An 18,868-nucleotide genomic window follows, 5' to 3' on the forward strand; every position below is an offset into this window, starting at 1 on the left:
CCGCCGCTACCCGCGCCTCGGGGCGGCGCAGTAGGCCGCCAGCACCGCCGCGCCGCACACCCCCTGCGCCGCGAGCAGCGGGCCGGTCACCCCGCCGGCGAGCGCCGCGAGCGCGGGCAGGCAGCCCAGCACGGCGATGTCGGCGCCGGCCAGCGCCCACACCAGCACCCCGGTCGGCACCGGCCCGAGGGGCGTGTCCACGGCGGGCATCGCGTGCTCGATGGGGCGGCGCCGCGCCATCCGCAGCGCGCCCGCCGCCAGCGCCGGCGCGCACAGCGGCCCGAGCGCCCAGAGCGGCCCGCCGGCGCCGCTCGACTCCAGGAAGGCCAGCGCGAGGGTCAGCCAGGCGCCGCCGAGCAGGGCGGGCAGCACCGACCGCGCCGCGAGGAGCGCGCGCGGGCCGGCGCCCAGCAGCCGCGCCAGCGCCGCGTCCTCGGCGTCCCTGCGCGCCCCCGCGGTGCCCGCCGCCGGGACCGCGAGCGCACCCGCGGCGAGCACGGCCAGCGCCCCCGGAACCCCGCCGCCCGCCCGCGCGGCCAGCACCGGAAGCGCGGCCGCCGCCGCCATCAGCGCGAGCCGCCCCGGCCGCCGCGCCAGCCGGCGCCAGTCCGGCCAGGCCACCGCCGCCGCTCCGCGCAGCCGCGGCGGCCACGCCCGCGACCGCAGCGCCCGCGACCGCCAGTGCGCGTCCTCGGCCGCCCAGGTCAGCGCGCCCGGGTCCAGGGAGGCGACCGCGCCCGCGGCGAGCCCCGACCGGGACGACGCCTCCAGGAGGAGGCGGACCGGGATGCGCGCGGCGGCCGCCCGCGCCCGCCCCGCGAGGCCGGCGGCGGCCGCGGCCGATGCGGACGCCGCCGCCGTCCACGCCGCCGGAGAGGCCGACGCGATGGCGGCGAGCACCCCCTGGCCCGGCCCCGCGCCCATGGCCGCCGCGGCCACCGCCACCGCCGCGAGGGCGATGAGCAGCGCGGCCGTCCAGCCCTCCCGGGACGGCGAGGCCTGCGCCAGCACGCTCGCCGCCATCCCGCCCAGCGTCCAGGAGACGCCCAGCACCGCGGACGCGAGCAGCCGGGCGGCCGGCGCGTCGGGGGCGCCGAGCGCCCCCAGCAGCGCCAGGCCGAGGGCCGCGCCTGCGGCGACGCACACCGCGGCGAGGACCAGCAGGGTGCGGGAGAGCACGCTGCGGCGCGGCAGCGGGGAGAGCAGCAGCCACGCCGCGTCCGCCGCCGAGACCCCCACCGGGCCGACCGCGCGCGCCAGGGCCACCGCCCCCGCCAGCAGCAGCGCGATCAGCGCCAGGCCCGCGCCCGCCCGCGCCGGGTCGAAGCCGCCGGGCAGGGCCGAAACGGCGCGGTCGACCACCGGGGCCGCCATCACCGCCAGCAGGCCCGCGCCCATCAGGGCCGTGTACCGGTCGGACCAGCTCCGGCGCCGCCTGCGGCCCCGGGCCCGCAGGAACGCCCTGACCTCCGCCGCCCCGCTCATACGGCCCCGCCCTCCCGGGTGCGCCCCGGCCGTCCGCTGCGCTGGGGCGGCGCGAACGGGCCGGGTGCGGCTTCCCTACCTTCCACACCGGCCGCGCCCGGCGGCTCCGGTCGCACGGCCGCCCGGCCCGCGGACGGGGCGGCGTGCCGTTCGCGGCCCTGCGCGGCCGAGACCGGCCCGCGCTCCGCCCCGCGGCTCGCCCCCGCCATCAGGCCGCGGCCTCCAGTACGACGCGGCGGGCGCCTTCGGCGAACCCCGGGTCGTGCGTCACCATCACCACCGCGCCGCCGCCCGCGGCGTACTCGGCGAGCAGCCCCCGGAACCGCTCCCGGAAGGCGGCGTCGAGCCCGCGCTCCGGCTCGTCCAGCAGCAGCAGCCGGCTCGGCCGCAGCAGCGCCGCGGCCAGGGAGAGCCGCTGGCGCTGCCCGGTCGACAGCGACGACGGGGGCCGGTCGGCGCAGGCCGCCAGCTCGAACAGGTCCACGGCCGCCGCCGGCTCCAGCCGCCCGGGGCCGTGCGCCGCGCGCACCAGCTCCAGGTGCTCCCCGGCGGTCAGCCCCGGATACCAGGCCGGCTCGTCGCCGACCAGGACGACCTCGCGCCAGAAGGCAGGGGCGTCGGTCGGCGGGCGGCCCAGCACGTCGATCCGGCCCGAAGCGGGCTGCAGCCCCGCGAGGCAGCGCAGCAGGGTCGTCTTCCCGGCGCCGTTGGCGCCGAGCACGGCGACCACCTCTCCGGGGGCGACCACGAGGTCGACTCCGCGCAGCACCGGGGCGCCGCCCAGTTCCGCGCCCACACCGCGGGCGGTGATGATCGGTTCCGTCACCGGGCCAGCCTAGGGCCTGCGCCGCGGCGCCTCCGGCCGGGCGGGCGGCCGCACGCCCCCGCTCCGGGACCCCGGCCGCCCCGGGGGCCGGCTCCGTGCCGCCCCGCCCGGGGCGGCGCGCCCTTTCCGGGCCCCGCTCCCGGGCCCGCCTTCCAGGGGCGGGAGGGTCAGCCCTCCGGGCGGAGCAGCAGGATCAGCGGGTGGCCGGTCTCCTCGTCCAGGCGGCGCCCCTGCTCGGTGAAGCCCGTCAGCTCGTAGAAGCGCCGGGCCCCGGTGCCGGCCTCGAACACTTCGAGCCGCACCTCGCCGCGGAGCGCCGCGGCGTGCTCGACCAGCGCCCGCCCGATGCCCCGCCCCTGCGCCCGGGGGTCGACGAACAGCCCGCCGATCTCGTTCCCGAGCAGGCCCAGCAGGGCGACGGCGCCCCCGTCCTCCTCCGCGACCCGGTTCTCGGCCTCGCGGAGGCAGACCTCCCGGAGCCTGCGGGCCCGGTCCCCCTTGCCCTCGCCCTCGATGAACGGGTGCGCCTGCTTCGAGGCGCGCGACCACAGGTCCGCCACCGCGTCCTCGTCGGAGGCCCTAGCGCCGGACGGCGGCTTCCGCGTCCATCCGGAGCACGCTGGACAGGCCTGCCGGACCGGTCAACCGGTTCCCGGCCCCGGCGGGGACCACGACTTTCGTCGGGGGTCGGCCGGAACGAACCGGGGATCCCCCGGGAGGGCGCGCCTTTCTAGCTTCTCAAGGGTCCGCAACGACCCGAGGAGCACACCGTGACGACCAGGTTCACCGCAGCCGCGGCGGCAGTCGGCATCGCCGCGTCGACCGCCTTCGCCGCCCCCGCCGCAGCGGCCCCCGCGCCCGGCGCCGCGCGGCTCACCCCCGCCGCCGTCGACGCCTATATGGAGCAGGCCCTGGAGGACAGCGGCCTGCCCGGGATCTCGGTCGCGGTGGTCCGCGACGGGCGGGTGGTGCACGCCGCCGGCTACGGGCACGACTCTGAGGGGGAGCCCGTCACCGAGGACACCCCGATGCGCATCGCCTCGCTCAGCAAGTCCTTCACCGCGATGGCGGTCATGGCCCTGGTCGAGGACGGCGCGATCGACCTGGACGGAAGCGTCACCGGGCAGCTGCCCGGCTTCACCCCCGGCGACCCGCGGGCCGACCGGATCACCGTGCGCGACCTGCTCAACCAGACCTCCGGGCTCTCCGACACCGAGATCGACGTCGAAGGGCTGCGCGGCGCCTCCTCCCTGGAGGACTACGTCTCCCGCCTGGACGGGGTCCGCCTGGCCTCCGACCCCGGCACCCGGATGGAGTACTGCAACATCAACTACGACCTCGCCGCCCGCCTGGTGGAGACCGCCTCCGGGAAGCGGTTCGGCGAGTACGTGCGCGAGGCGGTGTTCGAACCGCTCGGCATGGAGCACAGCGGCCTCAGCGACGCCGAGGTCCCCGTCGCCGACGGCCACAACTCGCTGTACGGGCTGTGGATCCCCCGCGCCGAGCGCTTCGACTTCAACGACGACAGCGGGGCCGGCGGCGTCATCTCCACCGCCGCCGACATGGGCCGCTGGCTCACCGCGCACACCGGCGGCCCCGCCCCCGTCGGCGGGGAGTCGCTGCAGGCCATGTACGCCCCCTCGGAGGCCGACGACTACGGGATGGGCTGGTCGCCCGAGGACGCCCCCGGCGGGGCGGAGCTGATGGTGCACAGCGGCAACCTGTTCACCTACAACGCCGCCCAGGGCATCGACCCGGAGACCGGGTACGGCTTCGCGGTGATGAGCAACGGCGCCCCGATCGCCGACGAGACCTACACGCTCATGCTGGGGCTCTCCGCGCTCAGCCGCGGCGAGCGGCCGGAGGGCCCCGGGACCACCCGCAAGACCATCGACGCCGTGCTGGCCGCGGTCGGCGCGTCCGCCCTCGGGCTCGGCGCCGCCGGAGCGGTCCGCTCCCGCCGCTGGGCGGCCCGGCGCACCGGCCGGCCGGCGTGGCGGACCGCGCTGCGCATCCTCCCGCTGCTGGTCCCGGCCGCCCTCTTCGCGGGCTACCCCGGCGCGGTCTCGCTGCTCAGCCACGGCCGCGAGGTCACCTGGGACCAGATGTTCTGGTTCGCGCTGCCGCTCACCCTCACCCTGGCCGCCGCCGCACTGGGCGGCCTGGTCACCGCGGCCGCCCGGCTGCTCCGGCTGCGCGCCGCGGCCCGGCGGCCCTGAAGGGTAGGGTCCTCCCCGTGATCAACGGCCTGCTGCTGGCCGCCGTCGCCGCGGCCGCCGTGGCCAACGGCTTCGACACGGTCTCCCTGCCGCTGTGGCGCCAGCTCCTCTACCTGCCGCTGGGCGGCGCCTCCTACCTGCTCGGGCGCGCCCTGCCGACCCCCTGGGAGCGGTGGGTGTTCGGCGCCGCCGGGCTGGCCGGCGCCGCCGCCCTCCCCGCCGACCGGGGCACCGGGCTGACCGTGCTCTTCTCGGTGGCGCTCGCGGTCGCCCTGCCCTGGCTGGCCGGCCGCTACCTCCGGCAGCAGGCCCAGCTGGTGGAGGCCGGCCGGGAGCGGGTCGCCCGGCTGGAGCGCGAGCAGGCCCATGTGGCCGAGCGGGCCCGGCTGCGCGAGCGGACCAGGATCGCCGAGGACGTGCACGACTCCCTCGGCCACGCGCTCGCCCTGATGGCGCTGCGCGCCGGCGCCCTGGAGCTCGACCCCGGCTCCGCCCCCGAGGCCCGCGCCGCGGCGGCCGAGCTGCGCTCCCTCGCGGTGCAGGCGACCGACCGGCTGCGCGCCACCCTGGCGGTGCTGCGCGCCGGGGAGGACCCCGGCACCGCGGTGCCCGACGAGTCCGCGGCCGAGCTGGTCCGCCGCGCCGCCGAGGCGGGGATGCGGGTGCGGGCCGAACCGGAGGAGGGCCCCGGCCCGCTGCCGCCGCTGGCCGGGAGGGCCGTGCACCGGATGGTGCGCGAGGCGCTCACCAACGCCGCCCGGTACGCTCCTGGGGCCGCGGTCCGGGTCGGCTTCGCCCGGTCGGCGGAGGGCATGGAGGTGTCGGTGGTCAACGGGGCGCCGGACGCCCCGGCCGGCTCCGCCGGGGGCGGCACCGGGCTGGCCGCGCTGCGCGCCCGGGTCGAGCTGCTCGGCGGGGAGCTCAGCGCCGGGCCCGAGGGCGGGGGCTTCGCCGTCCGGGCCCGCATCCCGCTGGACGGGGCCGCCGCACCGCAGGCACGGGAAGAGGAAGGGGACCGATGATCCGGGTCCTGCTCGCCGATGACGAACCGCTGGTGCGCGCCGGGGTCGCCACCATCCTGCGCACCGACCCCGGGATCGAGGTCGTCGCGGAGGCCGGCGACGGGCGCAGCGCGGTGGAGCTGGCCCTGTCGCACCGCCCCGACGTCGTCCTGCTGGACGTCCGGATGCCGGTCCTGGACGGGCTGGGCGCCGCGGCGGAGCTGCGCAGGGCCGCGCCGGACATCGCGGTCGCCATGCTCACCACCTTCGACGAGGACGCCTACGTGGCCCGCGCACTGGAGGAGGGGGCCTCCGGGTTCCTGCTGAAGGCCGCCGACCCCCGCGAGCTCGTCCTGGGGGTGCGCGCGGCGGCGGAGGGCGCCGCCTACCTGTCGCCCCGGGTGGCCCGCCGGGTCATCGGGGAGCTGCGCGGCGGCCGGATGTCCCGCGGCGACGCCGCCCGGGAGCGGGTCGCGGCGCTGACCCCGCGCGAGCGCGACGTGCTGGCCCTGGTCGGGGAAGGGCTGTCCAACCAGGCCGTCGCCGAGCGGCTGTTCCTCGCCGAGGGCACGGTCAAGGCGCACGTCAGCTCGGTCCTGCAGAGCCTGGGCGCGGACAACAGGGTGCAGGCGGCGATCATCGCCTACGAGGCCGGCCTGGTCGGCGGCTGAGGCGGCGCCGGATGCCCTGCCCGGTGCGTGCGCCCGGTACTCCGGAGGGGCGGTCCGCCCGGGGTTCGGAGCGGCCCCGGCCGCCTGCCCGCGCAGGCCGGGGCGCCGGCACCGCGCGCTTCGGCGCGGGGCTCCGCCCGACCGGGCGCCTGAGGGATTGTCGGGTGTGCGGGTGGTCGCCCGGGGTGCTCGGCAGCGGACCGCCCCGTTGATCTTGGAGTTGCGGGCCCATCAGAGCGCTCTGACAGCCCCGCAACTCCAAGATCGACGCGGAAGTGGGACGGCGGCGCACGGCCCGCGGCGTCGGGCCCCCGGTCCCCACCTCTCCCGAACCGCGGTCGGGCACTCCGGGCGACCGGCCGGATGCCCGACAGCCTCTGAGCGGGGTCGGCCCGGTCGGCACGGGGCGGCACAATGGGCCTGCCCCAGTGGCACCCCGACCACCGCCCAGGAGGACCCCGATGGAGACCGGTACCGAGCAGACCGCGCGGACCGCGGCCGCGGAGATCGAGGAGCACCACCGCTTCATCGAGGAGTGGCTGCGCGGCACCGCCGACCCCGGCCTGCTCGGCGGGTTCGTCGCCATGCACACCCCGGACTTCACCCTGTGCGGCCCGGACGGCGGGGTGCTGGACCGGGACGCGGTCGCGTCCGGCTTCGGCGGCGGGCACGGCGCGGCGCCCGGCATCGGGGTGCGGATCCGCGGGGTCCGGCTGGTGGCCGCGGAGGGGGCCCTCGTCGTCGCCGCCTACGAGGAGCACCAGGAGGCGCCGTCCAGCGTCCGCCGCAGCACGGTGGTCTTCGCCCGGGACCCCGGGGCCCGCAACGGGCTGCGCTGGAAGCACCTGCACGAGACCTGGATCGCGCCGCCGGAGGGGTGACCGGGGCCGGCCCGGGGCGCTCAGTCCCCGCCGGGCGGGGACGGGGGCGGCGGCCTCGCCGCCGCCGTTCACGTCACCGGTGGCGCCCTCCTCCCCCGCTTCGGGGCCGGAGGGGCCCCTGCTCCGGAAGCTCCGCGGACCGCCCGGTCGGCGGTGCGGCGGGGAGTGCGTGCGGGCCCGCCTCCGGCCGGGGCGGGGCCGATGGGGCCGCTCCAGGGCGAGCAGAGGGCGAGCACGGCGGCGGGGGCGGACGCGACCGCGATGGGCATCCGTCGGCGGCCGGGCGCGGGGCGCCTTTCCGGAAGGGGCACCGGGAGGGGGCGCGCGCCTTCCGCCCCGGGGTCAGGCCCCGGGCAGCTCCTTGGCCAGCTCGATGAACTCCAGGTCGTCGCGGCGGGGGATGCCGAAGCGCTCGTCGCCGTAGGGGAAGGGCGAGACGGCGCCGGTCCGGGCGTAGCCGCGCCGCTCGTACCAGGCGATCAGCTCCCCGCGCTGGCGGATCACCAGCATCCGCATCCGGCGGGCGCCCCACACCCGGGCCGCGTACCCCTCGGCCTCGGTCATCATCGCGCCGCCCAGCCCCTTCCCCTGGGCGGCGGGGCTGACCGAGAACATGCCGAAGTAGGCGTCGCCCTCCCCGGAGCGCTTGAGCTCGCAGCAGACGGTGAGCCGCCCGCCGGCCTCGGCCACCAGCACGGCGGTGTCGGGGGTCCGCAGCAGCGCGGTGACGCCCTCGGCGTCGATCCGCTGCCCGCCGAGCAGGTCCGCCTCGGTGGTCCAGCCCTCCTTGGAGCCCTCGCCCCGGTAGGCCGAGTTGACCAGCTCGACCAGGGCCGGCACGTCCTCGGGCCCGGCCGGCCGCGCCGTTCCGGTCCTGGTCTCCCCGTCCGCGTGCATCCGCCGCCCCCGTTCCCGTCGCCGCCCGTCCGCTGCGCGGATCAGGCTATACCTCCCGGCCCGGGGCGCGGAGACCGGGGAACCGCGCCTTCCGCGCCGCCCTCCTCGCCTCCGCGGGGCCGGGCGCCGGCGGGTACGGCTCCGTCGAGGAACCCGCCGATGAGCTCGTTGACCTGGTCGGGTTCGTCCAGCGGGGCGAGGTGCCCGGCGCGCTCGATGTCGGCGTAGCGGCCGCCGGGCGCGGCCGACGCGGCGCGGCGGACCGCCCGCTCGTCGATCGCCTTGTCGTGCACGCCGTGCAGCCACAGCGAGGGGGCCCGGACCCGGTGCAGCTCCGGGATGAGGAAGGTGCGCATCCGGCGGGGGCCGTAGGAGTGGATCTGGAAGTCGTCCAGTACGAGTTCGCGGTGCGCGGCCCGGAGCCGCCCCTCCTCCTCGATCCGCGCCATCATCCACGGGTAGCCGGGGGTCTGCGCGCCCCGGACCAGGTGCGCCCGCATGGCCCGGTGCAGCACGGAGGGGCGGGCCAGCAGGCCGGTCGCCCTGCGCAGCGGCCATTCCCACTGCAGGAGGCACCAGGTGAGGAAGTGGGCCGGGCGGACCTCCTCCAGGCCGCCGGCGCTGATCGTGGCCAGGGCGGTGACCCGCTCCGGGCGGGAGGCGGCGTAGCCGGCGGCGACCGAGCCGCCCATGGACAGGCCCACCAGCGCGGTCCGCTCCACGCCGAGCAGATCCAGCAGCTCGTCGACGGCGGACTCCAGCACCGCCTGGTCGAGCCGGCCGGTCCAGGGGCGCGACCCGCCGTGGCGGGGCAGGTCGACCGCGATGACGTCGCGGTCGCGGGCCAGGTGCGGCATGAGGGCGTGCCAGATGAGCGGGGCGGTGTCCAGCATGGCCCCGTGCAGCAGCAGGACCGGGGGCCCGCCGGCCGGGCCCGCCCGGTACATCCGCAGCGGGCCGCCGGAGAGGCGCAGGTCGGTGGGGTCGGTGAAGGCGCCGGCGGGGGTCATTCGGCTCCGATCCGGGCGTCGAGGCGGTCGAGCAGGGCGGCGTGGGCGCGGCGCGCGGCCTCCGGGTCGGCGCGGGAGGCGGGCTCCTCCCAGCCGGCGGTGATCAGGTCGGCCATCAGCGAGACCGCCTCGGCCAGCCGCTCCGGCGGCAGCCCGCCCAGCGAGGAGGCGGCGTTGGCCAGGCCGACCCCGAACACCGACATCAGCAGCGAGCCGGCCCGGGGGTCGAGGTCCTCGCGGAGCATCCCGGCCCGCTGCAGGTCGCCGAGGTAGTCGCCGAGCCAGTCCATCCGGGCGCGGTAGCGCTCGGGGCCCCTGCTCCGGACGTAGTCGCCGAGGACGTCCTCGTCGGAGAGGTAGAGGGCGAGCAGCAGCCGGTCGTTGAGCAGGGCCTCCAGGCCGAAGCGGAAGGCGGCGGAGAGGGAGACCGGTTCCGGGGAGGCGGCGGCCCGGTCCCGCACCTCGCGGACCAGGGAGCGCATGGAGCGGGCGAGCAGCGCGTCGAGCAGTTCCTCCTTGGAGGCGAAGTCCAGGTACACGGCGCCCTTGCCGACCCCGGCCCGGGCCGCGATGCCGGCGATGGTGGAGCGGCGGTAGCCCTTCTCCAGGATCACCTCGCGCGCGCGGTCCAGCACGGTCCCGGCGCGGTCGGGGATGGTCGGTCGGGGCATGGCCGCCTCCTCGGGCCGATCCGGCAACGTAGTGACCATACTATGCGATCTGGTCACTACGGCCGCGGCCCCGGGCGGGCCCGCGCCCCGGTCCCGGGGGCGGGCGCCGCGCACGGCGCAGAGCCCCGGCGCTGGCGCGCCGGCGAGGAGCGCGGTGCCGTGGCCGAGCCGGGCGGCGCCCCGGGGTCAGCGGCGCAGCACGAAGACGCCCCAGCCCATCTCGTCCCGGCCGTGCTCCAGGTAGCCGCGGCGGCCCTGGTCGAGGAAGGCGCGCATCTCCTCCGTGTCGGGGTGGCCGGGGTTCTCCCGGAGCCAGGCGTGGACCGCCCGCCACTGGGTGGCGACGTAGCGGTCCCAGTCGCCGGGGGCGGAGAGCACCATGTCGACCAGCTCGAACCCGGCCGCCGCGAAGCGGCCGGCGGTGCCGGGCAGGTCGGCGAAGTCGTCCGGGCCGAAGCCGTACGCCTCCAGGCACGCCGCGCTCGGGGCGCCGCGCCAGTAGACCTCGCCGACCAGCATCGTGCCGCCCTCAGCCAGCAGCGGGGCCATCAGTTCCACGGTGCCCGCCAGGCCGCCGCCGATCCAGGTGGCGCCCAGGCAGGAGACGACGTCGAAGCCGCCCTCCGGAGCCTCCTCCCGGGCGTAGCGGGCGGCGTCGCCCTCGACCAGGGCGACCCGGTCGACGACGCCGAGGGAGGCGGCGCGCTCCCGCGCCGCGGTCAGGAACACCGGGCTGAGGTCGACCCCGGTCCCCGAGGACCCGTACCGGTGCGCCCACCGGCAGAGCAGCTCGCCTTTGCCGCAGGCCAGGTCGAGGAGGCGGGTCGCCGCGGTCGGCGCGCAGATCTCGCCGACCAGGTCGAGCCCCGCCTCGCTGATCGGGTTGAGGATGGTGTGCAGCGCTTCGGCGCGCTCGTGGAATCGCAGTGCATCGGTCATCGCCCTGGATGGTCCCGCGCGGGGCCGTGCGGGCGCCAGTGCTTTTCCGGACTCCGCCCCGGGCGGGCCACCGGGCGCGGTTCGGTCCCCGGCCGCCGCAGGCCCGTTCGGCGCGCACCGGATCCGCCCCCGGCCGGGCGGGCCCTCCCCCTTTCGTCGAGATCAGATGGATCTCCGCCGACTTTCATCGATTTTCGGCAAAAGGGGGATTGACGGTCGCCATAACCAGGCATAGCTTCGTGGCTCAGATCACACTCAGGGGTGTGCGGCCGCCCGCGGACCGCGCACCCGCGCTCCGCACCGAGTCCTCGGGAGGCCGCGGTGAACTCTCCGGGCGAGGTCCTGGACCTCATCAGCCGGGGCGATGCCGGCACCCGGGCCGAGCTGGCCCGGATCACCGGGCTGGCCCGGTCCACCATCGCCCAGCGGGTGGAGGCCCTGATCGCCCACGGCCTGGTGGAGGAGTGCGAGACCGGCGCCTCCACCGGCGGGCGGCCGCCCCGGGTGCTGCGGCTCAACACCGACCGCAACTGCGTCGCCGGGGTCGACCTCGGCGCCACGCACTGCCGGGTGGCGCTGATGGACATCGGCGGCGCCCTGCTCGCCGACCGGGAGGACCCGCTGCTCATCACCGAGGGCCCGGAACCGGTGATGCGGCACATCGAGGAGCGCATCCGGGAGCTGCTCGCCGAGGCGGACCGCCCCCTGGAAACGGTCAAAGCGGTCGGAATCGGGGTGCCGGGCCCCGTCGAGTTCGCCACCGGGCGGCCGGTCAACCCGCCGATCATGCCCGGCTGGCACGAGTACCCCGTCCCCGCCCACTTCGCCGGCCGCTACGACTTCGACGTCCTGGTCGACAACGACGTCAACACCCTGGCGCTGGGCGAGCTCCGGCACGGCCGCACCGCCGCGGAGAACCTGCTGTTCGTCAAGGTCGGCACCGGCATCGGCTGCGGCATCATCGCCGGCGGCCGGCTGCACCGCGGCGCCCAGGGCGCCGCCGGCGACATCGGGCACATCCGGGTGCCCGGCGCCGGCGACGCCCCGTGCCGCTGCGGCAACACCGGCTGCCTGGAGGCGGTCGCCGGCGGCGGAGCCCTGGCCGCCCGGCTCACCGAGGCGGGCGTGCCGGCCGCGGACGGCCGCGCGGTGGCCGCCCTGGCCGCCGCCGGGGAGCCGCTCGCGGTCCGGCTGGTCCGCGAGGCCGGCCGCGGCATCGGCGACGTCCTCGCCGGCCTGGTCAACTTCTTCAACCCGGAGGCCATCGTCGTCGGCGGCGCACTGGCCGCCGTGCACGAGCCGCTGCTCGCCGGGGTCCGGGAGGTCATCTACCGGCGGTCCCTGCCGCTGGCCACCAACCGGCTCACCGTGGCGCCCAGCGGAGCCGGCGAGAAGGGCGGCGCGCTCGGCGCCGGCCGGCTCGCCATCGACCACGTCCTCGCACCCGAGCAGATCGACCGGGCCCTGGCCGGGCGCGCGGCCGGCCCGGCGGGCGCGGCGCGGTGACCCGCCGCCCGCACCCAGGCGACATCCCCCGAACATCCAGCACATGGAGGCCCACGATGGGTTCGAAACCGCTTCGGCGCACCCCCGGCCGGTACGCGCTCGGCGCGCTGGCCGCCACCGGCGCCGTGCTCGCCGCCACCGCCTGCAGCACCCCGGAGGGCGGCGGAGGCGACGGCGGCGCCGAGGGCCCGTTCACCATCGGCGTCAGCAACGGCTTCATCGGCAGCGAATGGCGCGAGCAGATGCTGTCCACCCTGGAGGACGCCTTCGCCGAGTACCAGGACGAGGGCGTCGTCGACGAACTGGTGGTGGAGAGCGCCGACGTCGACGTCAACGGCCAGATCCAGCAGATCCGCAACCTGATCCGGTCCGACGTGGACGCGATCATCGTCAACCCCAACTCCCCCACCGCCCTGGACCAGGTCTTCGCCGAGGCCGCCGAGCAGGGCATCCGGATCGTCGCCATCGACCAGGCGGTGGAGTCCGAGCACGTCACCAACGTCGTCATCGACCAGGCCGAATGGGCCTCGATCTCCGCGGAGTGGCTGGCCGGGGAGGTCGGCGAGGGCGGCGAGATCATCGCCGTCAACGGCATCGACGGCCACCCCGCCAACGAGGACCGCTGGGAGGGCGCCCAGGCCGTCTTCGACGAGGCCGGGGTGGAGGTCGTCGCCGGCGACTTCGCCGAGTGGGACCAGAGCAAGGGGCAGACCGTCACCCGCGACCTGCTGGCCGGCAACCCCGACGTGGACGGGATCTTCGTGCAGGACGGCATGGCGCTCGGCGCGTTCCAGGCCCTGCAGGCCGAGGAGAAGGTCGGCGAGATCGCGATGACCGGCGAGGCGCGGGTCGGCTACATGAAGCAGTGGGCCGAGCAGCGCGAGGAGAACGGCGACTACAGCAGCATCGGGGTGCCCAACCCGCCCTCGGTGTCGGTGTCGGCGCTGCACGTCGCGGTCGGGATGCTGCAGGGCGGGGAGCTCGCCGCCGACTCCCTGGACGGCAACTCGCTGTTCCTGCCGATCCCCGACCCGGTCACCGACGAGAACTTCGACGAGCGCTTCGACGAGGTCGCCGACGAGCCCGACGCCTACGCCGTCGACCACGCCATCACCCGCGAGGAGGCCGGCGCCTACTTCGAGTAGGGGCCGCCGCGGACAGGGAGAGTCCTGTGGACACGACGCCGTTTCTGCGGATGACCGGGGTGCGCAAGCGCTACGGCGGGGTCACCGCCCTGGCCGGCGCCGACTTCGCCGCCGACGCCGGAACCGTGCACGCCGTGCTCGGCCCCAACGGCTCCGGCAAGTCGACCCTGCTGAAGGTGCTCACCGGCGTGGTCGCACCGGACGCCGGGGAGGTCCTGCTGGACGGGCGGCCGCTGCGCCCGCGCGGCCCGCGGGACACCCTGGCCGCCGGGGTGAGCGCGGTCTACCAGGAGCTGTCGCTGATCGACGACTTCACCGTGCTGGACAACCTGGTGCTGGGCGTGGAGCCGGCCCGCTTCGGCCTGCGCGACCTGCGCGCGGCCCGGTCCCGGGCGCTCCCGTGGCTGGAGCGGTTCGCCCCCGCCTTCGGCGGCCGGGTGCCCGCCGGCGAGCGCGCCGGCGACCTCGACCCCGGCGAGCGGCAGGTGGTGGAGGTCTGCAAGGCCCTGGTGCGCGACCCGCGGGTGCTGGTGCTGGACGAGGCGACCGCCTCGCTCCGCCGCGGCCAGGTCGACGTCCTCTTCGAGGTGCTGGCCGAGCTGCGCGAGCGGGGCGTGCTCGTCCTGTTCATCACGCACCGGCTGGCCGAGATCCTGGCGCTGTGCGACAGGGCCACCGTGATGCGCAACGGCGCCGACACCGCCGCCGTGACCGTCGGCGAGGTGCCCGAGCGGGAGCTGGTCGAGCTGATGTCCGGCGGGGCCGGGGCGCGGGAGCGCCCGGCCGGGGAGGCCGGCCGGGCGGCGGCGCGGGCCGCCGGGCCGCCCCCGCCCGCCGCGGCGTCGGCGGAGCCGCTGCTGGAGGTGCGCGACCTCTCCGGCCCCCGGCTGCACGGCGTCTCCCTGCGGGTCCGCCCCGGCGAGGTGCTGGGCCTGGGCGGCCTGCAGGGCCAGGGCCAGTCCGACCTGCTGGCCGCCCTGTTCGGGGCGGAGCGGCGCACCGGCGGGACCGTCCTGCTCGGCGGCGCGCCGGTGCACCCCCGCTCGCCCAAGCAGGCGGTGCGCGCCGGCTTCGCCTACGTCCCCGGCAACCGGGGCGCCCAGGGCCTGGCGCTGGGCCGGCCCGTCCTGGAGAACTTCGCGCTGCCCTCGGTCGGCCGCCGGGCCCTGCTGGGCGCGGCGCTGTCCCGGCGCCGCGAACTCGCCGCGGCGCGCGCCGTCGCCGAGCGGATCGGCATCCGCTACGGCTCGCTGGACGACCCGGTCTCCACCCTGTCCGGCGGGAACCAGCAGAAGGTCGTGGTCGGCAAGTGGTTCCCCACCGAGCCGGCCGTGGTGCTGATGGACGACCCGGCCAAGGGCATCGACGTCGGCGCGAAGGCGGAGATGTTCGCGGTCGTCGCCGAACTGGCCGCCGCCGGCGCCGCCGTGCTGCTCGGCTCCAGCGACGACCGGGAGCTGGTGGAGGTCTGCGACCGCGTCCTGATCATGTTCGAGGGCCGCGTCGTCGACGAGGTCTCCGGCGACCGCCTCACCGAGGACGCCCTCATCGCCGCCTCCATGCACATCACCCGCGCCGACGCGGCCGCCGCCCGCAGCGGCGGCGCGGCCCGCGACCTCCCCGAACCGGCCGCCCCCGACGGGGGAGGCCGCCCGTGACCCGCACCCGGGAGGGGACGCCGGAGCCCCCCGAACCGGCCGCCCCGCCGACCGGCCCCGCGGGCGGGCCGGGGCCGCACGGGCGGAGGGGCCGGGACCGCCGGGCCGGCCCCTCCGCCGCCCCGCGGCGGAACCGCGCCGACCGGACCGAAGCCGAGGGAGGACGATGAGCACCCCCAGCAGAACCGGAGGACCCCCGCCGAAGGCGGCGGGCCCGCCGCCGCTCCCGGTCCGCGCCGGGCGGGCGCTGCCGTCCGCGCGGATGCCGGCGGTCGCGGTCGCCGCACTGCTGGCCGCGACCGTGGCCGCCTCCGCCGCACTGCAGCCCGGGTTCTTCTCCCCCTACGGCCTGACCTCCAGCTTCGCCACCTTCCTGCCGCTGGCGACCATCGCCGCCGCGCAGACCGTCATCGTGCTCGGCGGCGGCATCGACCTGTCCATCGGGGCGGTCGTGACGCTCTCCTCCGCGGTGTCGGTGGTGCTGATGCAGGGCGACGACGCGCGCCTGCCGCTGGCGCTGGCGGCCGGGCTGGCCACCGGCGCCGCGTGCGGCCTGCTCAACGGGCTGGTCGTGGCCGGGCTCCGGCTCCAGCCGATCGTCGCCACCTTCGCCACCGGCTCGATGTTCGGCGGCGCCGCGCTGCTGGTGCTGCCCGAACCCGGCGGCACCGCGTCACCGCTGCTCACCGAGGCCTACCGGATGGTGGTCCTGGCCTACATCCCGGTGCCGGCCGTGCTGCTCCTGCTGCTCTGGCTGGCCTGGCGGGTGCTGCGCCGGCACCGCTTCGGCCAGTACCTGTACGCGGTGGGCGGCGACGCCGGGGCCGCCTACACCTCCGCCGTCCCGGTCTCCGCGGTGCGGGTGCTCTCCTACACCCTCGGCGGCCTGATCGCCGCGCTCGCCGGGACCGCGCTGCTGGCCGACTCCGGCGCGGGCGACCCCACCCTGGGCGCCGAGCTGACCCTGGGGTCGATCGCGGCGCTGGTCATCGGCGGCACCCGGCTGCGCGGCGGCTCCGGCGGGGTGGGCGGCGCGATCACCGGCGCGATCGTGCTCTCCCTCATCCAGGGGCTGGTCTTCTTCGCCGGGGTGCCCACCGACGCCCGGGAGTTCGTCTACGGCTGCGTCATCATCGCCGCGATCGCGCTGGCCGGGCTGCTCACCGCCCGCGCCGCGCAGCGGCCCGCGTTCCAGGGAGCGAACCGTTGAGCACCTCCACCGCACCCGCCCCCGCCGCACCGCAGGCCCCGGGGCGGCGGCCCTCCGCCGCCCGCAGGCTGCTCCGCGACCCGGTGGCCGTCTCCGCCGCGGTCACACTGCTGCTGTGGACGGCCACCGTGCTCCACTCCCCGTCCTTCGCCGAGTGGGGGCAGGTGGTCACACTGCTCACCGTGGCGTCCTTCCTCGGCGTGATCGCCATCGGCCAGACCCTGGTCATCATCGCCGGCGGGGAGGGCATCGACCTGTCGGTGGGCGCCACCGCCACCCTGTCGGCGATCATCGCCTCCCGGTTCATGGCCGGCACCGACGACGGGCTCCTCGCCGCCGTGCTGCTGGCCCTGGCCGCCTGCTGCGCCGTCGGCGCGGTCAACGCGGTCGGCGTGCTCGTCTTCCGGGTCCCGCCGCTGGTGATGACGCTGGGCATGATCGCCGTGATCACCGGGTTCATCCGGCTCTACACCGGCGGCCGCCCCGAAGGCTCCGCGGCGCCGCTGCTGCGCACCCTGGTCACCGGGGACACCGTCGCCGGCATCCCGGGCGTGCTGTGGCTGTGGCTCGGGCTGACCGCCCTGGTCATCTGGATGCTGCGGCGCAGCCCCTTCGGGTGGCGGCTGTACGCCGTCGGCGGCAACCCCGCCACCGCCTACCTGTCCGGGGTCGGCCCCGCGGCGGTGAAGTTCGCCGCCTACGTCCTCTCCTCCCTGTTCGCGGGGGTCGGCGGGCTGCTGCTGCTCGGCTACGCCCAGAACGTCTACACCAGCCTGGGCACCGACTACATGCTCAACAGCGTGGCCGCCGCGGTCATCGGCGGCACCGCGCTGATCGGCGGGGTCGGCGGCTACCTGGGCACCGCCATCGGCGCCGTGCTGCTCACCGTCCTGGACACCCTGCTCCGCGTCACCCAGGTCGGCGGCGGCGAGTGGGGCGACGCGCCGCGCCAGATCATCTACGGCGCGGTGCTCATCGCCGTCCTGACCGCCTACGGCAGGCAGAAGCGGCTCCGGCAGTGACCCGGCGCCGCACGGAGCACGGAGAGGACGACGCGACACCTCCGCCCCGCCACCGGGGCGGACCCCAGGACCGGGCCGCGCCGGCCCGGGGACGACCACGAACCACAGGAGCTCACATGCGTGCTTGGTTCCCGCAGTGCGGACCGCGCCCCGGCGGCCGCGCCCGGGCGACGGACCTCCCGGCCCCCTCCCGCACCGGGGAGGCCCGATGACGGCGCGGAAGAGCGGCGGCCGGCTCGGCGTGGGCATCGTGGGCAGTGGGTTCATCGCCGGCTTCCACACCCGCGCCTTCCAGGGGGTGCGCGACGCCGACGTGACCGCGGTCTGCGGGCGCACCGAGGCGTCCGTGCGCGAGCTCTGCGACCTGGCCCGGGAGCTGCGGGTCGGCGACCCCGCCCCCTACGCCGACGTCCGGGAGATGGTGCGCGACCCGGCCGTGGACGCGGTCTGGGTGACCACGCCCAACCACGTCCGGGTGGAGACGGTGCGCGCCATCGCCGAAGAGGTCTCCTCCGGCCGCGCGGTACTGCGCGGCATCGCGATCGAGAAGCCGCTGGGCCGCACCGCCGCCGAGGCCGAGGAGGTGCTGCGCCTGGTCGAAGGCGCCGGGCTGCTCCACGGCTACCTGGAGAACCAGGTGTTCGCCCCCGGGGTGACCCGGGCGCACGAACTGGTGTGGGCGCGCGGCGCCGCCGTGTCCGGAACGCCCTACCTGGCGCGCTGCGCCGAGGAGCACAGCGGCCCGCACAAGGCGTGGTTCTGGCAGGGCGAGAAGCAGGGCGGCGGCGTCCTCAACGACATGATGTGCCACAGCGTGGAGGCCGGCCGCTACCTGCTGACCCCGCCGGGGGTCCCGGCCGGCGAGTGGCTGACCCCGGTCAGCGTGGACGCCACCATCGCCTGCCTGAAGTGGTCCCGGCCGGACTACGCCGACGACCTGGTCCGGCGGTACGGCCCGGAGGTGGACTACCGGCTCCGCCCGTCGGAGGACTACGCCCGCGCCACCGTCGTCTACCGCAACGGCGAAGGCGACGAGGTGGTCGCCGAGGGCACCACGTCCTGGAGCTACGTCGGCGCGGGCCTGCGGCTCAGCTTCGAGCTGCTCGGCCCGGAGTACAGCATGGCGGTGAACAGCCTGGACACCGAGGCGAAGATGTTCCTCAGCCGGGAGATCGCCGGAAGACCCGGCGAGGACCTGGTGGAGAAGCAGAACGCCGAGGGCGGGCTGATGCCGCTGCTGCCCGACGAGGCCGCCGCCTACGGCTACACCGAGGAGGACCGGCACATGGCCGCCCGCTTCCTCGACGGCGAGGCCCCCGCCGAGGGGCTGGACGACGGGCTGGAGGTCACCCGGCTGCTGATGGCCGCCTACCTCTCCGCCCAGGAGGGGCGCCGGATCGACCTCGCCGACCCGGCGACCGCCGAGCGGATCTCCTCCTTCGTCCCCGACGTCGCCCAGGGCACCTGGCGGCCGGGGCGCTGACCCGGCGGAGCGGGCAGGGGCGGAGGGCCCCGTTCGCGGGCCCGCCGCCCCTTCTCCCCGATCCCCTGGCGGAGAAGGGGCGACCCGCCCTCGGGGCGCGGGCGCCCGGTCGCCGGACCTCGCGGGACCTACCGCCGCGCCTCGCGGAGCCGGCGGCGCCCCGGCGGCCGGCCGCTCCCCCTCCGGGCCGCGCGGGGCCGCCCCGCCGCGCTCCGCGACGGCCGGAATCGCCGGCGCCGAGGAC

17 protein-coding genes are annotated in these 18,868 nt (G+C 77.4%); 10 read left to right on the forward strand and 7 right to left on the reverse strand.

Annotated elements, in window-relative coordinates:
* Window positions 1-6 precede the first annotated feature (6 nt).
* The 3 genes from J0910_RS16050 to J0910_RS16060 form a co-directional block, all read right to left on the reverse strand.
* On the reverse strand, window positions 7-1,485 hold the full coding sequence (locus J0910_RS16050) for a DUF6297 family protein (protein ID WP_420159322.1): 1,479 nt from the start codon (window positions 1,483-1,485) through the stop codon (window positions 7-9).
* Window positions 1,486-1,693: 208 nt separating this feature from the next.
* Window positions 1,694-2,311: an ABC transporter ATP-binding protein gene (locus tag J0910_RS16055; protein ID WP_420159323.1), complete on the reverse strand. Its 618-nt coding sequence runs from the start codon at window positions 2,309-2,311 to the stop codon at window positions 1,694-1,696.
* Window positions 2,312-2,478: 167 nt separating this feature from the next.
* Window positions 2,479-2,871 carry a GNAT family N-acetyltransferase gene (locus tag J0910_RS16060; protein ID WP_420159324.1) on the reverse strand — a complete coding sequence of 131 codons (393 nt, stop codon included), beginning with the start codon at window positions 2,869-2,871 and terminating at the stop codon, window positions 2,479-2,481.
* A gap of 210 nt (window positions 2,872-3,081) precedes the next feature.
* Here J0910_RS16060 and J0910_RS16065 point away from each other — a divergent pair, with 210 nt between their 5' ends.
* The 4 genes from J0910_RS16065 to J0910_RS16080 all read left to right on the forward strand — a co-directional run bounded on the left by J0910_RS16065 (window position 3,082) and on the right by J0910_RS16080 (window position 7,083).
* Window positions 3,082-4,530 carry a serine hydrolase domain-containing protein gene (locus tag J0910_RS16065; RefSeq protein WP_420159325.1) on the forward strand — a complete coding sequence of 483 codons (1,449 nt, stop codon included), beginning with the start codon at window positions 3,082-3,084 and terminating at the stop codon, window positions 4,528-4,530.
* Between the two features lie 17 nt (window positions 4,531-4,547).
* Window positions 4,548-5,552, forward strand: a complete 1,005-nt coding sequence (locus J0910_RS16070; protein ID WP_420159326.1) for a sensor histidine kinase — start codon at window positions 4,548-4,550, stop codon at window positions 5,550-5,552.
* Window positions 5,549-6,202, forward strand: a complete 654-nt coding sequence (locus J0910_RS16075) for a response regulator (protein WP_420159327.1) — start codon at window positions 5,549-5,551, stop codon at window positions 6,200-6,202. The genes J0910_RS16070 and J0910_RS16075 overlap by 4 nt, the downstream gene beginning before the upstream one ends.
* Before the next feature lie 461 nt (window positions 6,203-6,663).
* Window positions 6,664-7,083 (forward strand): DUF4440 domain-containing protein, encoded by a 420-nt coding sequence (locus J0910_RS16080; protein ID WP_420159328.1) that lies wholly within the window; start codon window positions 6,664-6,666, stop codon window positions 7,081-7,083.
* A 342-nt stretch (window positions 7,084-7,425) separates the two neighbouring features.
* On the opposite strand, the gene J0910_RS16085 is transcribed toward J0910_RS16080, so the two are convergent.
* The 4 genes from J0910_RS16085 to J0910_RS16100 form a co-directional block, all read right to left on the reverse strand.
* Window positions 7,426-7,980 carry a GNAT family N-acetyltransferase gene (locus J0910_RS16085; RefSeq protein WP_420159329.1) on the reverse strand — a complete coding sequence of 185 codons (555 nt, stop codon included), beginning with the start codon at window positions 7,978-7,980 and terminating at the stop codon, window positions 7,426-7,428.
* A 41-nt stretch (window positions 7,981-8,021) separates the two neighbouring features.
* Window positions 8,022-8,990 (reverse strand): alpha/beta fold hydrolase, encoded by a 969-nt coding sequence (locus J0910_RS16090; protein ID WP_420159330.1) that lies wholly within the window; start codon window positions 8,988-8,990, stop codon window positions 8,022-8,024.
* Window positions 8,987-9,661, reverse strand: coding sequence for a TetR family transcriptional regulator (locus J0910_RS16095; RefSeq protein ID WP_420159331.1), 675 nt, complete (start codon window positions 9,659-9,661; stop codon window positions 8,987-8,989). Before J0910_RS16095 ends, J0910_RS16090 begins: the two co-directional genes overlap by 4 nt.
* A 186-nt stretch (window positions 9,662-9,847) precedes the next feature.
* A complete protein-coding gene (locus tag J0910_RS16100; RefSeq protein ID WP_420159332.1) occupies window positions 9,848-10,600 on the reverse strand; it encodes an SAM-dependent methyltransferase in 753 nt (250 codons plus the stop codon).
* A 321-nt stretch (window positions 10,601-10,921) separates the two neighbouring features.
* Between J0910_RS16100 and J0910_RS16105 the strand changes: the two genes are divergently transcribed.
* From J0910_RS16105 to J0910_RS16130, 6 genes are all read left to right on the forward strand, one after another.
* Window positions 10,922-12,106, forward strand: coding sequence for an ROK family transcriptional regulator (locus J0910_RS16105; RefSeq protein WP_420159333.1), 1,185 nt, complete (start codon window positions 10,922-10,924; stop codon window positions 12,104-12,106).
* A gap of 56 nt (window positions 12,107-12,162) precedes the next feature.
* The gene (locus tag J0910_RS16110) at window positions 12,163-13,251 is read left to right on the forward strand and encodes a substrate-binding domain-containing protein (RefSeq protein WP_420159334.1); all 1,089 of its coding nucleotides are present in this window, start codon (window positions 12,163-12,165) and stop codon (window positions 13,249-13,251) included.
* A 26-nt stretch (window positions 13,252-13,277) separates the two neighbouring features.
* The gene (locus tag J0910_RS16115; RefSeq protein WP_420159335.1) at window positions 13,278-14,909 is read left to right on the forward strand and encodes a sugar ABC transporter ATP-binding protein; all 1,632 of its coding nucleotides are present in this window, start codon (window positions 13,278-13,280) and stop codon (window positions 14,907-14,909) included.
* A 166-nt stretch (window positions 14,910-15,075) separates the two neighbouring features.
* Window positions 15,076-16,119, forward strand: a complete 1,044-nt coding sequence (locus J0910_RS16120) for an ABC transporter permease (RefSeq protein WP_420159336.1) — start codon at window positions 15,076-15,078, stop codon at window positions 16,117-16,119.
* The gene (locus tag J0910_RS16125) at window positions 16,116-17,141 is read left to right on the forward strand and encodes an ABC transporter permease (protein ID WP_420159337.1); all 1,026 of its coding nucleotides are present in this window, start codon (window positions 16,116-16,118) and stop codon (window positions 17,139-17,141) included. Before J0910_RS16120 ends, J0910_RS16125 begins: the two co-directional genes overlap by 4 nt.
* Window positions 17,142-17,349: 208 nt before the next feature.
* The gene (locus J0910_RS16130) at window positions 17,350-18,624 is read left to right on the forward strand and encodes a Gfo/Idh/MocA family protein (RefSeq protein WP_420159338.1); all 1,275 of its coding nucleotides are present in this window, start codon (window positions 17,350-17,352) and stop codon (window positions 18,622-18,624) included.
* Window positions 18,625-18,868 lie beyond the last annotated feature (244 nt).

The sequence above is a fragment of the Nocardiopsis oceanisediminis genome, from assembly GCF_048595525.1.
Taxonomy (GTDB): Bacteria; Actinomycetota; Actinomycetes; order Streptosporangiales; family Streptosporangiaceae; genus Nocardiopsis_A; species Nocardiopsis_A oceanisediminis.